Below are 12,767 nucleotides of genomic sequence, written 5' to 3' on the forward strand. Positions count from 1 at the left end.
GCTCAGTAGTGCGGCGGGACGTCCCTGCGCAGCTGCTCGTCGTTCGGCCCGGATGCCGCAGCCCCCGTCGCGGGAGGTGCGGGGTCCGGGCCGTCGCCGTCTGCGGGGACCGGCTCAGCGCTCGTGCCGGGTGCCGGCGTCAGCTTCGCGCGGCGCGCGCCGGGCACCCGCTGGATGTGCTGACGCTCATTCGATGACATCGATGGGCTGGGTCGTGGTGTCGGCGGTCGGGGTCTCGGGCTGCACGCCGAGGATGGCGGCGATGCGTGCCGCCACACCGGCCGGGTCGCTGTACAGGTCGAACGCGTGCACGCGCACGTAGTGCCAGCCCAGGCGCCGAAGGATCAGTGGGCGCAGGCGCAGCGACTCCCGCAGCGACTCCCCCGTGGTCTCCGGGTCGCTTTCGGCGACGACGGCCTTGCCCCGGTGCTGGGCGACGAGGGGCAGGAGCCCTCGGTAGTCGACGTCCACGGCGACACCGAGACGGCGCAGCTCGCGTGCGAGGGCGAGGGTGAGCGGGTCGGCGAGGTCTTCGAGCCGGGCTTCGCGCGACCGAGCGGCGATGCCGCCGAGGATCGACATGAGTGTGGAGGCGCCGTATTCGAGGCGTCCGTCGTCGAAGGCCGACGGACGGATCGACGACACGATGACCATCGACCGTCGCGCGCGGGTCATGCCGACCGTCAGCAGGCGCTCCCCGTCGGGTGTCGACAGGTCGCCGAAGTCGCTCAGCACGCGGCCGTGCCGGGTCAGCCCGAAGCCGAGGGAGAAGATGACGCGGTCGCGGCTCTCGGCGACCGATTCCTCGAGGGTGAGCACCGCGAGGGGCTCGGCGGTGTCGCGCGAGAGGAAGTCGGCGACGTCGGAGCGCCCCGCGAACGCCGCCTCGACCGCGGCGCGCACCCGCTCGGCGTGCCGGGCGCTGGCGGTGACGACCATCAGCGACTCGGAGCCGCGGTTGACGGCGTGCTCGACGACGAGCGTGACCACGCGGGCGACCTCGGCGTCGGGACTCTCCACAGCTCCCGTGAGCGGGTCGGGCGCGCCGACACCGCCCTCGACGTAGTCCACGCTCAGGCTGCCGCGCCCGAGGTACGAGCCTGCCCACGGCAGTGACGTGATCTCGCCGCCGTAGAAGGCGTCGTTGACGAGCTCCGCCAGGTCCTCCCCGCCGGCGCGGTAGCTGCGCGTCAGGGTCTCGACGGGCAGCAGCTCTGCCAGACGCTCGAAGACGCTCGGCTCGTCTGGGTCGATCTGCGGCTCGTCGTCCTCCACCGCGCCCGCGAGCGCCGCCGAGACCCGGAAGGGCGTCGGCTTCTGCGTCACGGGGTCACCGAGCAGCACGACCTGCCGCGCGCGGCGAAGGGCCGGCGCCGCCTCGGCGAGACTGAGAGCGGCGGCATCCGCCACGATCACCACGTCGAACTGCGGTGAATCCGGGATCTGGGGAACCTCGTACGGCGATGCCAGCCACACCGGGGCGAGGGCTCGCATGAGGGTCGGCGCATAGCCGGCGAGCTCTTCTGCGGTGGCGGAGCCTTCGCGCAGCGCCTGCTTGAGGGATGCCGCCTCGACCGACTCATCGACGATCGCGATCTTCCACCGAGTCGCCAGCTGCGCCGCGAGAAGCGGGCCGGATGCCGCAGCGTGGGCTTCGTCGACCAGCCGGAAGTCCCGTTCCAGACGGTCCACGACCGACGTGTTGGCGCCCAGCAGCGCGCGGTCGCTGCGCAGCAGGTACTCCAGCGCCGACTGCCACCACGCGAACTCCAGCTCCGCGCCCACCTGGTCCTCGGGCACATGCCGCACCGACAGCTCGGTCAGCAGCGGCTCGAGTCCGAGCTCGGCGAGTTCGGTGCGCAGCGTCGCGCGCTCGACGAGGTTGTCGAAGACGTCCGACTTGGCCGCGAGGCTCGCCAGCGTCCGCAGCAGCTGCGGGATGGGCATGTGGCTGAGCGAGTGGGCGGCGCTGCGGCCGAGCACCGCGTCGAGCGCCGCGAGGTCGGCGTCGACGCGCTGCCATGCGGCGTGCACCTCGGCGAGCCCCAGCGGAACCTCCGGCAGCACGCCCGGCTCGACGTAGCGCTGCCATTCGGCGCGCTGCTGCTGCACGCGCAGCAACCCGGCGTGCATGTCGGTCACATGCATTCCTGGGCGCACATACTCGCGCGCCAGGTTCTTCAGCCGACGGCGGTTCGCCCCGGTCATCTCCGGCGCCTCGCGACGGGGTCCGTGCGCCTGGATCAGCTCGGCGAGGGGGCGCTCGAAGACGGTGAGACTGAACCGGTCGAGCGAGTCGCGCATGCCCTGCAGCAGCCGCAGGTAGCCGCCGAGCTCGGCGACCGTCTGGAACGGGCGCATGCGGGTCTGCCCGATCAGCTCGTACCCGCGCTCCAGCAGCGCCGGCACATCGGAGCGCTGCAGCCGCGAGGCGAGGGCGTGGGCACTGCGGGCGTCTTCGGTGGTGGCGAAGCTGACGCCGTACCAGGGGGAATCGTCGGGGCCGAAACGGAACTCCCCCAGCCGCGCAGCGGCCGCGAGCTTGGTGCCCGCCTCGGCGCGTCGGGTGGAGAGCCGCACCAGAGTCGTGAGGTCGAGTCGTGCGCTGGTCGAGGGCTGCGGATCGCGCGCGGCCAGCGTCGTGAGGGTGCGCAACGCCTCGAGCGGCGAGACCCCGAGGGTGGGATGCCGCGTGGTCAGCGCTCCGCGGTAGTCACGCAGCACGCTGCGCAGCCGCACGAGCGCGTCGTCGATGTCGGCGACCTTCGGCTGCTCGGCCTTCTCGTTGCGGGCGATCGCACGCACGAGGTCGCGGTGCAGCTGGCGCGGCGAGACGGCCAGACCCGGCAGACCGATCCCGGCGAGGCGATGCCGCACGCCCTCGAGGGTCGAGCGGCGGGCGCTGACGACCAGCACCCGCTTGCCTTCCTGTACGAGGGCGCCGACGGCGTTGATCACGGTCTGCGTGCCGCCGGTGCCGGGCAGGGTGTGCACGGCGAGGGACTGCCCTGCCGCGATGCGGGCGAGCACGCCTTCTTGTTCGGCGTCAGCGTCGAGCAGCAGAGTGTCGGCGGCCGGCGAGCGCTCGTCGGCACCGAGCATCGGCGGCACGGCGCGAACGGCAGTGAGGCGCTCACGGTCGCCGGCGTGGCCGGCGAGGGCGTTCAGCACCGGGTGGTCGAGGTGGGCGACGTCGGTTTCCATCGCCGAGCCCACGTCGGCGAAGGTCGACACGATGAGACGCGGCTGCACGGTGAAAGTCGGGATGCGCGCGGTGAGGGCGCGCAGGTGGTCGATGACCGGCTGCGGCTTGAACACCCCGCCGTCGTACGCGAGGGCGGCCAGGGCACGACCATCGAGCTCGATGCCGAAGTGCGCGCGGGCGGCCCGCACCAGTTCGGGGTTGATCGTGAACGAGCCGTGCAGCTTCAGCTCGAAGTCGGCGTGATGCCGGCGGATCGCCAACGGCCGCAGCAGCACCGGGGCGCTGCAGGCGAGCCCGCCCAGACGCCAGGTCGCCAGGCCCACGGCGAGGTTGACGGTGTCGAGGCCGCGCGCCGTGCGCAGTTCGACGTCGCGAGCCGTGATGCGCTCGGCGGCGAGGCGGGCACCGCGGAGGGCCACCTCGTCACGGAACAGGTTCGACAGCAGCGTGGAGCGTCCGGTGATGAACTGCGGCAGGCTTCCCGGGTGGGCCTTGGTGATCTCGATGCCCGCGTCGCCGGCGTCGACGTAGTGCAGCAGGCTGGATCGCCCGCCCAGACGCGCCGCTTCACTCCTCAGCCGCGCACGCTCACCCTCGGCGACGTGCGTCACGACCACACCGGGGTCGGCCACGCCGAGATCGCCGGGCGCCACGGACGCGGCACGATCCGCTTCCGCGGCATCCACCGTCGCACTGCCGTCTCCTCGCCACACACGAGCCAGACTAAGCCGACCGGGCCGCTGCGCCCGGACGCGGGCCCGAGTTTCGCGGTATTGCCGGACACGCCGGGCCATCGGCGCTTCCTCCCCCGCGACGAAAGTCGCCGCTCCATCCACCGATGCGGTCACGTCCGCTCCGGAGGCGCGGGCGGGCCGCCAGGATGTCCGTATGACCCCCAGCGTGTACTCGGTGCACCCGACACCGGTCGGCGACGCCCTCATCGTGATGAGCGATGAGGGCCTCGTCGCCCTCCAGCTGATCGACGGGGCTCCCGGCGATCGGCTGGCCGAACTCTCCGTCGCGCTCGGCGCCGTTCCCGACCGCGATGCCACCGCGATCGGCCCGGTCGCCGCCGAGCTCGACGAGTACTTCGCCGGCCGCCGCCGCGCGTTCGACGTGGCGATCGACTGGCGTCTCACCCGGGGATTCGTGCGCGAGGCGCTGCAGGTGGTGTGCCGCATCCCCTACGGCGAGACGGCCTCGTACGGCGAGGTCGCCCTCGGCGCCGGCCACCCGAACGCGCACCGCGCCGTCGGATCCGCGTGCGCCCGCACCCCCATCTCGCTGATCGTGCCCGTGCACCGGGTGGTGCGCTCCGACGGCACGATCGGCGAGTACGGCGGGCACCCCGGCGTCAAGCGCTACCTGCTCGACCTCGAGGCTGCAGCGGGCGAGTAGGCCGCCCGCATGCAGAGCGGCCCCGGGCATCGCCCGGGGCCGCTCATCCGACGCTTTCGCGTCAGTGGCTGGTCGCCTTCTCCGCACCGAAGCCGGTGAGAGAGCGCACATCCATCTCCGCTGCCAGGCGCGGGTCCTCCTTCTTGCTGGAGGTCACCGTGCCGAGCCACCCGAGGAAGAACCCGAGCGGGATCGAGACGATGCCGGGGTTGTTCAGCGGCCAGATCGCGGGGCCGGTGCCCTTGAACACGCTCGTCTCCGTGCCCCAGAACACCGGGGACAGGAAGATGAGGATGACGGCGGCGGCGAGGCCTCCGTACATGCTCCACACCGCGCCGCGCGTGGTGAACTTGCGCCAGAACAGCGAGTACAGGATGGTCGGCAGGTTCGCCGAGGCGGCGACCGCGAAGGCCAGCGCCACCAGGAACGCCACGTTCTGACCCTGCACGCCGATGCCACCGAGGATCGACAGCACGCCGATCACGACGACGGTGCGACGGGCGACCTTCACTTCGCTGTCCGGCGCGACCTTGCCCTTCTTCACCACGTTGGCGTAGATGTCGTGCGCGAACGAGGCCGCCGCGGTGATCGTGAGCCCGGCGACGACCGCGAGGATCGTCGCGAACGCGACCGCCGAGATGAAACCGAGCAGGATCGGGCCGCCCAGCTCGAGCGCGAGCAGCGGAGCCGCGGAGTTCACGCCGCCGGGAGCCGCCGCGATGCGCTCCGGACCGACCAGCGCGCCCGCGCCGTATCCGAGCACGAGGGTCAGCAGGTAGAACAGGCCGATCAGCCAGATCGCCCACACCACCGAGCGACGAGCCTCCTTGGCTGTCGGCACCGTGTAGAAGCGCATCAGCACGTGCGGCAGACCAGCGGTGCCGAGCACCAGTGCCAGCGCCAGCGAGATGAAGTCCCACGGGTTGGCGCCGTACTGCAGGCCCGGGCCCAGGATGTCCTCGCCTGCGGGGGATGCCGCGACAGCCGCCTCCAGAAGCGTGTTGAGGCTGAAGCCGTGCACGGCGAGCACCCAGATGGTCATGCCCAGCGCGCCGCCGATGAGCAGGAACGCCTTGACGATCTGCACCCAGGTGGTGCCCTTCATGCCGCCGATGAGCACGTAGACGATCATCAGAACACCGACGACCGCGACCACCACCGACTGCCCGATCGCCTCGTTGATGCCCAGCAACAGCGACACGAGGCCGCCGGCGCCGGCCATCTGGGCCAGGAGGTAGAAGAAGCAGACGGCGAGCGTGGTGATGGCGGCAGCCATGCGCACCGGAGCCTGCTTCAGCCGGAACGACAGCACGTCGGCCATCGTGAACTTGCCGGTGTTGCGCATGAGTTCCGCCACCAGCAGCAGGGCGACGAGCCAGGCCACCAGGAAGCCGATGGAGTAGAGGAAGCCGTCGTACCCGTTGATGGCGATGGCACCGCAGATGCCGAGGAACGATGCCGCCGACAGGTAGTCGCCCGAGATGGCGAACCCGTTCTGCGGCCCTGTGAACGAGCGCCCCGCCGCGTAGTAATCCGCCGCCGTCTTGTTGTTGCGGCTCGCCCGGATGACGATGAACAGCGTCACGGCGACGAAGGCGCCGAAGATCGAGATGTTGAGGATGGGGTTGTTCTCCGCGGTTTGCACCGCGGCGTCGATCGCGCCGAAGATCTCGTTCATGCCCCCGCCTCCTGCTTCTCCAGCTGCTCACGGATCGCCCGCGACTGCGGGTCCAGCTTGCGGTTGGCGTACCAGACGTACGTCATGGTGATCGCGAAGGTGGTCACGAACTGCCCCAGGCCGAAGAGCAGGCCCACCGTGATGTCACCCGAGACGCGCTGGCTCATGAAGTCGGTCGCGAACGACGACAACAGCACGTACACGAAGTACCAGACCAGGAACGCCACGGCCAAGGGAAAGACGAAACTGCGCTGACTGCGCTTGAGATTGCGGAATTGCGGTGAGTCCTCCACCGCGACGTAATCGATCGCGCCCGGCGGGGCGGTCTCGTGGGGTCGTGCGGTCATCTGTGCGGCCTCCTTGCCACTCGTCCTGTCCGCTCGGGAGCACCGCGCCTGTGCGGGCCACCCTTCGCGAGGGGTGTCACGACAGCCGAAAGGCCCGGGATCTGCCTTCGGCCGCGTGATATCGTCGACGCTACGAAGGCGGCGAGGGCGCCGTCACCCCCGGAAGTAGGTAGTGCGTGACGGCACAAGCCGGATTCGATACAGACGATCAGCTGGTCGCACGCGCCGTGGGAGATCTCTCCCGCCGCACCCGGTTTCCCGTCGTCTTCGGCGGTCTGGAACGCTCCGGCGCCATTCATGTGACCGCCATCGCGGGCACGCGCACGCGCAGCATCGAGGGACTCGTCGTGCAGGCCAGCAAAGGGCTGGGCGGAGCCTCGTTCGTGGAGGGTCGCCCCCGACTGGCACTGGACTACCGCACCAGCCGCAGCATCACCCACGATTACGATCGCGCCATCCTGGGCGAGGGCATCTCCACGCTCCTGGCGGTGCCGGTGATGGTTTCGGGGCGTGCCCGCGGCATCATCTACTGCGGCTCCTGGCAGCGCTCCCCCGTCGGCGACGTCGTGTCGCGGCCGGTGTTCGCGGCGGCCGAGTCGCTGTCGACCGAGCTGCGGGTACGCGACGAGGTGCGCCGCCGGCTGGCGCTCGCCCCTGCCCCTGAAACCACGGCGCAGCTGCCCACCGCCGCCCGCGAAGAGCTGCGGGAAAGCTACGCAGAGCTGCGCAGCATCGCCGCCTCGGTGCAGGATGCCGCCCTACGCGACCGGCTCACGCAACTCGAGAAGCGGCTCGCCGCCCTCTCGTCCGACGCCGCGCGTCCCGCCGAACGGGTGGACTCGACCCTCTCACCACGCGAAGTCGACGTGCTGGCCTGCTGCGCCCTCGGCTCGACCAACGCCGAAATCGCGACGACCCTCGGGCTGAAAGAGGGGACGGTGAAGTCGTACCTCGCCTCGGCGATGTCGAAGCTCGACGCGTCCACCCGTCACGCTGCTGTGACGCGGGCTCGACGCGTCGGCATCCTCCCCTGAAAACCAATACGCGAATGCGCGCGCGGGCCTCTGTCGCAAACGGCCTTCTCGACAGTATGGTTTGCGCATGGCCCGCAGAATTGTGCACCAGCTCGTCGACGATCTCGACGGAACCGAACTCGAAGTCGGATCGGGCGAGACCGTGCTTTTCTCGCTAGACGGCATCGCCTATGAGATCGACCTTACCGACGATAATGCCCAGGCGCTGCGCAATGCCCTCGAGCCTTATGTGTCGGCCGCACGTCGTGTCTCCGGCAGCCGAGCCGCATCGTCGGCCGGCGCCAACGCCGGGCGCAAGCGCCGCCGCACCGGCCAGAACGATTATGGTCCGATGCGCGAATGGGCCAAGGCGAACGGTTACACCGTTTCGGAGCGGGGCCGCGTGCCGGCCGCCGTGATCGAGGCGTACGAAGCCGCCCACTGAACGGCGTGACGCAGGGCGGTCTTCCGGCGCGCACAGAGCAGCGAATTGTGCGCGGTTCTTTGCATTTCCGGGTGTTCTCGAGCGGCGCTGCCTCGTCGGTGCGCCGTCCCCCGATTGTGCTCGTGCACGGCATCGGAATGTCGCACCGCTATCTGAGGCGGCTGCACGACGTGCTGGCCGCCGACGGCGCCGTCTTCTCCATCGACCTGCCGGGCTACGGCGGCATGCCCAAGCCCGACCACGATGTCGACGTCGCAGAAATGGCCGCCGGCCTCGCCTCGGTCGTGGATTCCCTCGGCATCGCCCCGGCGGTGCTCGTGGGCCACTCGATGGGCGCCCAGTGGGTCGTCGAAGCGGCCTGCCAGCGCCCCGAATCCGTCGCCCACGTCGTGGTCATCGGCCCCGTCTCGGATGACCGCCACCGCACCGTCCCCGCCCAGGCCGGCGCGCTGGCGCTGGACACCCTCGGCGAGTCCCCGATCGCCAACGCGCTCGTCTTCACCGACTACGTCCGCTGCGGCATTCCGTACTACCTCGCGCAAGTGCGCCACATGGTGAGCTACCCCATCGAGCGGCGCGCAGCCGACCTCGCGGTGCCGCTTCTGATCATCCGCGGCGAGCACGATCCGATCGCGGGGCTGTCCTGGTGCCGCCGCCTCGCCGCTTCCGCCCGCGACGCCGCGGTGGTGATGATCCCCGGCGCCCATCACGTGGCGCAGCACACCGCCCCCAAGGCGGTCGCGTCCGCCATCCAAGCGCACCTCGGCGTGCCGGCGGCAACGTGATCGGCGCTGCGAAGGCCGCCGCCTGGTGGATGCGGGACTACGCCTACGCCGGTGTCTGGCAGACGCGCGCGCTGTTCAACCGCACCGATCCCGACTCGTTCCTCAGCGGCGACCGCACGCCCGTCATCGTCCTCCCCGGCATCTACGAGACCTGGAAGTTCTTGCAGCCGCTCGTCGCGGCGATCCACGACCGCGGGCATCCGGTGCATGTGATGGGCACCCTCCACCGCAACGAACGCCCCGTCGTGGAGGAGGCCGAGCAGGTGACGGCGTACCTCGACGATCGGGATCTTCGCGACGTGATCGTCGTCGGCCACAGCAAGGGCGGCTTGATCGGCAAGCAGGTGATGATCGGCCCCGCCGCCGACCGAGTGCGCAGCATGCTCGCCGTCGCGACGCCGTTCGGCGGATCGCGCTACGCCCGACTCATGCTCGCGCCGACGCTGCGCATCTTCTCCCCGGCGGATGCCACGATCGTGGCCCTCGCCCGTGAGGCCACCGTCAACTCCCGCATCGTGTCGGTCTACGGACGGTTCGACCCGCATATCCCCGAGGGGAGCGAGCTGCCCGGCGCCAAGAACGTGAAGCTGGAGACGGGCGGGCACTTCCGCATCCTGGCCCACCCGCGCGTGATCGCGGAGTTCTCGCTGCTCGCGCGGGCGCGCTGACGCGCGCCCGCGGCATCCTCAGCCCTTGACCGCTCCCTGCGTCACGCCTTCCATCACCCACCGCTGCGTGAACAGGTAGACGATGATCGCCGGTGCCATCGCCATGAGGTACGAGGCGAAGGCGACGTTGTAGTTGTTGCTGAACTGCGTCTGGAAGATGTTCTGCACCACCGGCAGCGTCTGCGACCCGGGGTCGGAGATGATGAGCGACGGCATCATGAAGTCGTTCCACGACGCCAGGAACGCGAAGATGCCGACCGTGGCGCTCATGGGCGCCAGCAGCGGAAAGATCAGCTGCCAGAACGTCTGCCACGTGCTCGCGCCGTCGATTCGGGCACTCTCCTCGAGCTCCGCGGGAATGGAGCGTAGGAACGCGGTGAAGAGCAGAATGCTGAAGCTCAGCTGGAACATGATGTGCAGGATCGTCACCCCCACCGGGTTGTCGAGCCCGGTGAGCCCCGTCAGCTGGATCTGCGGCAGCGCGACGACGGGGAACGGCAGGAACATGGCCGCGAGCAGGTAGTAGAAGGAGTACCGGAACAGCTTCCGGTCCCAGTTGCGCGAGATCGCGAACGACGCCAGCGCCGCCAGCAGCACCGTGCCGGCGACGGTGAAGGCGGTCACGAGCGCCGAGATGAGGAACGCCCGCGGAAAGTCGGTCAGCTCCCACGCCTCGACGAAGCCGTCGATGCTGAACGGGGCGGGCAGCGAGAACGCGTTGCCGTCGACGGCCTGCGACTGCGTCTTGAACGCCATCGATACCGTGACATACAGCGGCACGAGCACCGTGAGCGCGCAGAGGATGAGGATGACGGTGCCCGACCAGTTCCACCGCTCTCCGCGCTGGCGGGCGGCGGGCTTCTTGCGAGGCGTGTCCCCGTCGAGCACCCGCTCGGCGTTGACGTCTTCGACGGCCAGGGAGATCTGCGTGGAGGACATCAGAACACGTTCCTTCCGCGGGTGAGCCGCAGCTGCAGCAGCGAGAGCACGACGGCGATGAGGAAGAACAGCGTCGCGTTGGCCATCTGGTAGGCGTAGTCGCCGCCCGAGAATCCGGTGAAGATCGTCATCGCGATGCTGCGGGTGGCGGTGCCCGGCCCGCCGTTGGTGAGACCCACGATGATGTCGTAGGCGTTGAGGAAGTTCTTGAACCCCAGGATCACGTTGATGACGACGTACCCTGCCACCAGCGGCAGGGTGATGCGCAGCATCTGCTGACCCTTGCCGGCTCCGTCGATGGATGCCGCCTCGTACACCTCGCCGGGAATGGAGAGCAGGCCCGCGATGTAGATGAGCAGGGTCCCCGGAATCGCCTGCCAGGCCGCGACGATCACGATCGCCAGCCACGCCAGGTCGGGGTTGGCGAGGATGCTCTGGCTCAACCACCCGATCCCCCACGCTTCCCCCAGGGCGGGCAGGGAGTTGGAGAAGAGGAAGTTGAAGACGTAGGCGATGATGATGCCCGAGATCACCATGGGGATGACGAACACCGCACGCAGCCCGGTCTTCAGCCGGATGTGGGAGGTGAGTCCCACCGCGAGGAGGAACGCGACGACGTTCACGACGATCACAGTGGTGATGGCGAAGAAGAACGTGAACAGGTAGCTCTGCAGGATCGCCGGGTCGCTGAACACCGCGAGGTAGTTGATCAGCCCGATGAACTCCCAGTCCCCGAAGCCGATGGAGTTGGTGAAGCTGAAGAAGATGCCGATCACCGCGGGCAGCGTGATCGCGAGCGTGAACAGGATCAGGCTCGGCAGCAGGAAGAGGTAGTAGACCCCCTCGACCTTGCGCCGGGGGCGGGCCTTTCCCTTCGCGGCGCTGCGGCCGCGCGCCCTGACCGCGGGAGGTGCTCCCGCCGTCACCGTCGTGGATGCCATGTGTCTCCCCTTTCGGCCCGGGCTACTGGCGCAGCGCCAGTCGAGCCCAATCGGCATCCAGCGTCCGCAGCATGCGCTGCGGGTCCGCTCCGGTGACGATGCCCTGCATGTAGTTGTCGGTCGGGATCGTGAGCGGGATCGCCTTGGACGGCCCCTGGTAGAACCGCGCGGAGTCGTAGTACTCCCTCATGCCGACGATGCGCTCGTCGGTCACTGGTGCGGCGTCGGTGGTCGTGCCGTATCCGAGGAACGCGGCGTTGTACTCGTCCATCACGTCCTTCTGGAACAGGTAGCTGAGGAAGTCCCGCGCCTCCTCCTTGTGGGCGGATGCCTCGGGGATCCACGCCGCCAGGTCGATGTTGACGCGCACGCGCAGGTCGTCGGGGTCGTCGGTCATCGGAAGCGGGAAGGTGCCCAGCTGCAGTTGGTCGTTGGTCTTGTCGATCTCGCCGAATGCCCACGGCCCCTGCAGGTACATCGCCGCCTCACCGTTGGCGAAGGCGAGGTTGCCGTCGCCGTATGCGCGACTGGCGGCATCCGAGTTGACGTAGGCGGAGGTCAGCTCCGTCATGCGCTCGACGGGCTCGGCGAGGGTCGTCTCGAACGACACCTCGGAGTCGGGCCCCACCTCGGTTCCGAGCTCGTTCATGTCCTCGAAGAAGGACGCCACGTCGACGGAGCCGCCGACGGTGTAGTCGAACCAGCCCTGCCCCACGGTCCACGGGTCTTTGAAGGTCGCGTAGAACGGGGTGATGCCGGCATCCAGCAGCTGGTCGCAGACCGCCTTCAGCTCGTCCCACGTCTGCGGCACTTCGAGGCCCTGCTGCTCGAAGATCTCCTGGTTGTAGATGACGGATGCCGCCATCACCGAGTACGGCAGCACGCTGGTGCGGCCGGGGTACGTCGCGTACTGGTCGACGAGGTCCTGCACCTCGGGGAGGATGCGGTCGGCCTCGGGCATGTCGCTCAGGTCGCTGAGGGCGCCCCGCTCCATGAAGCGCGCCATCTCCATGTTGTAGTTGAGCAGCCCGAGGTCGGGCGGGTTGCCGCGCAGGAACCCGGCCTGCAGGTTCGACGACGTGTCGAAGACGACGCGCACGTCTTCCTGCGAGGAGTTGTACTCCGAGATGAGCTCCCGGAAGTACGGGATCGCCTCGGGCTTGCTGAGGTGGAAGCGGATCTCGGTGGGGCCGCTGTCGCCGGCGCAGGCGGCGAGCGTCCCGGCCAGTACCACCGTCAGGGTCGCCGCAATCGCTCGCGAGTGAGTATTCGCGGCGCCGAGTGAGTACTCGCGCCGCGCCGACGCTCGTGAACCGATCCACCCAGACATTCCTCGTCCTTCCGCCGC

The 12,767-nt window shown here is 69.5% G+C and carries 11 protein-coding genes and 1 pseudogene; 5 read left to right on the forward strand and 7 right to left on the reverse strand.

Annotation, left to right across the window (positions count from 1 at the left end):
- Window positions 1-2: 2 nt before the first annotated feature.
- Both QNO14_RS09935 and QNO14_RS09940 read right to left on the reverse strand, forming a co-directional pair.
- Window positions 3-200: a hypothetical protein gene (locus QNO14_RS09935; protein WP_257495652.1), complete on the reverse strand. Its 198-nt coding sequence runs from the start codon at window positions 198-200 to the stop codon at window positions 3-5.
- On the reverse strand, window positions 187-3,927 hold the full coding sequence (locus tag QNO14_RS09940) for a DEAD/DEAH box helicase (RefSeq protein ID WP_374113925.1): 3,741 nt from the start codon (window positions 3,925-3,927) through the stop codon (window positions 187-189). Before QNO14_RS09940 ends, QNO14_RS09935 begins: the two co-directional genes overlap by 14 nt.
- A 166-nt stretch (window positions 3,928-4,093) precedes the next feature.
- Here QNO14_RS09940 and QNO14_RS09945 point away from each other — a divergent pair, with 166 nt between their 5' ends.
- Window positions 4,094-4,603 carry a methylated-DNA--[protein]-cysteine S-methyltransferase gene (locus QNO14_RS09945; RefSeq protein WP_257505128.1) on the forward strand — a complete coding sequence of 170 codons (510 nt, stop codon included), beginning with the start codon at window positions 4,094-4,096 and terminating at the stop codon, window positions 4,601-4,603.
- Window positions 4,604-4,664: 61 nt separating this feature from the next.
- Here the strand turns inward: QNO14_RS09945 and QNO14_RS09950 are convergent, their stop codons facing one another.
- Together QNO14_RS09950 and QNO14_RS09955 are read right to left on the reverse strand one after the other, a co-directional pair.
- Window positions 4,665-6,281 carry a monocarboxylic acid transporter gene (locus tag QNO14_RS09950; RefSeq protein ID WP_257505129.1) on the reverse strand — a complete coding sequence of 539 codons (1,617 nt, stop codon included), beginning with the start codon at window positions 6,279-6,281 and terminating at the stop codon, window positions 4,665-4,667.
- On the reverse strand, window positions 6,278-6,628 hold the full coding sequence (locus QNO14_RS09955; RefSeq protein ID WP_257495648.1) for a DUF485 domain-containing protein: 351 nt from the start codon (window positions 6,626-6,628) through the stop codon (window positions 6,278-6,280). Before QNO14_RS09955 ends, QNO14_RS09950 begins: the two co-directional genes overlap by 4 nt.
- 176 nt (window positions 6,629-6,804) lie before the next feature.
- On the opposite strand from QNO14_RS09955, the gene QNO14_RS09960 reads away from it, so the two are divergent.
- The 4 genes and pseudogenes from QNO14_RS09960 to QNO14_RS15350 form a co-directional block, all read left to right on the forward strand.
- Window positions 6,805-7,662: a helix-turn-helix transcriptional regulator gene (locus tag QNO14_RS09960; RefSeq protein ID WP_257505130.1), complete on the forward strand. Its 858-nt coding sequence runs from the start codon at window positions 6,805-6,807 to the stop codon at window positions 7,660-7,662.
- 67 nt (window positions 7,663-7,729) lie between these two features.
- On the forward strand, window positions 7,730-8,086 hold the full coding sequence (locus QNO14_RS09965; protein WP_257495646.1) for a histone-like nucleoid-structuring protein Lsr2: 357 nt from the start codon (window positions 7,730-7,732) through the stop codon (window positions 8,084-8,086).
- Window positions 8,087-8,157: 71 nt separating this feature from the next.
- A complete protein-coding gene (locus QNO14_RS09970) occupies window positions 8,158-8,871 on the forward strand; it encodes an alpha/beta fold hydrolase (protein WP_257505132.1) in 714 nt (237 codons plus the stop codon).
- 569 nt (window positions 8,872-9,440) lie between these two features.
- A pseudogene (locus QNO14_RS15350) lies at window positions 9,441-9,533 on the forward strand (alpha/beta hydrolase); the annotation flags it as partial.
- A gap of 24 nt (window positions 9,534-9,557) precedes the next feature.
- Here the strand turns inward: QNO14_RS15350 and QNO14_RS09980 are convergent.
- Genes QNO14_RS09980 through QNO14_RS09990 form a run of 3 tightly spaced genes read right to left on the reverse strand, consistent with a single transcriptional unit; the run spans window position 9,558 to window position 12,653 of the window.
- Window positions 9,558-10,478 carry a carbohydrate ABC transporter permease gene (locus QNO14_RS09980; protein WP_257495644.1) on the reverse strand — a complete coding sequence of 307 codons (921 nt, stop codon included), beginning with the start codon at window positions 10,476-10,478 and terminating at the stop codon, window positions 9,558-9,560.
- Window positions 10,478-11,419 (reverse strand): carbohydrate ABC transporter permease, encoded by a 942-nt coding sequence (locus QNO14_RS09985; RefSeq protein WP_257505133.1) that lies wholly within the window; start codon window positions 11,417-11,419, stop codon window positions 10,478-10,480. The genes QNO14_RS09980 and QNO14_RS09985 overlap by 1 nt, the downstream gene beginning before the upstream one ends.
- Before the next feature lie 22 nt (window positions 11,420-11,441).
- Window positions 11,442-12,653 carry an ABC transporter substrate-binding protein gene (locus QNO14_RS09990; RefSeq protein WP_285184257.1) on the reverse strand — a complete coding sequence of 404 codons (1,212 nt, stop codon included), beginning with the start codon at window positions 12,651-12,653 and terminating at the stop codon, window positions 11,442-11,444.
- Window positions 12,654-12,767: the final 114 nt, after the last annotated feature.

It is taken from the genome of Microbacterium sp. zg-Y625 (assembly GCF_030246925.1).
GTDB classification, from domain to species: domain Bacteria; phylum Actinomycetota; class Actinomycetes; order Actinomycetales; family Microbacteriaceae; genus Microbacterium; species Microbacterium jiangjiandongii.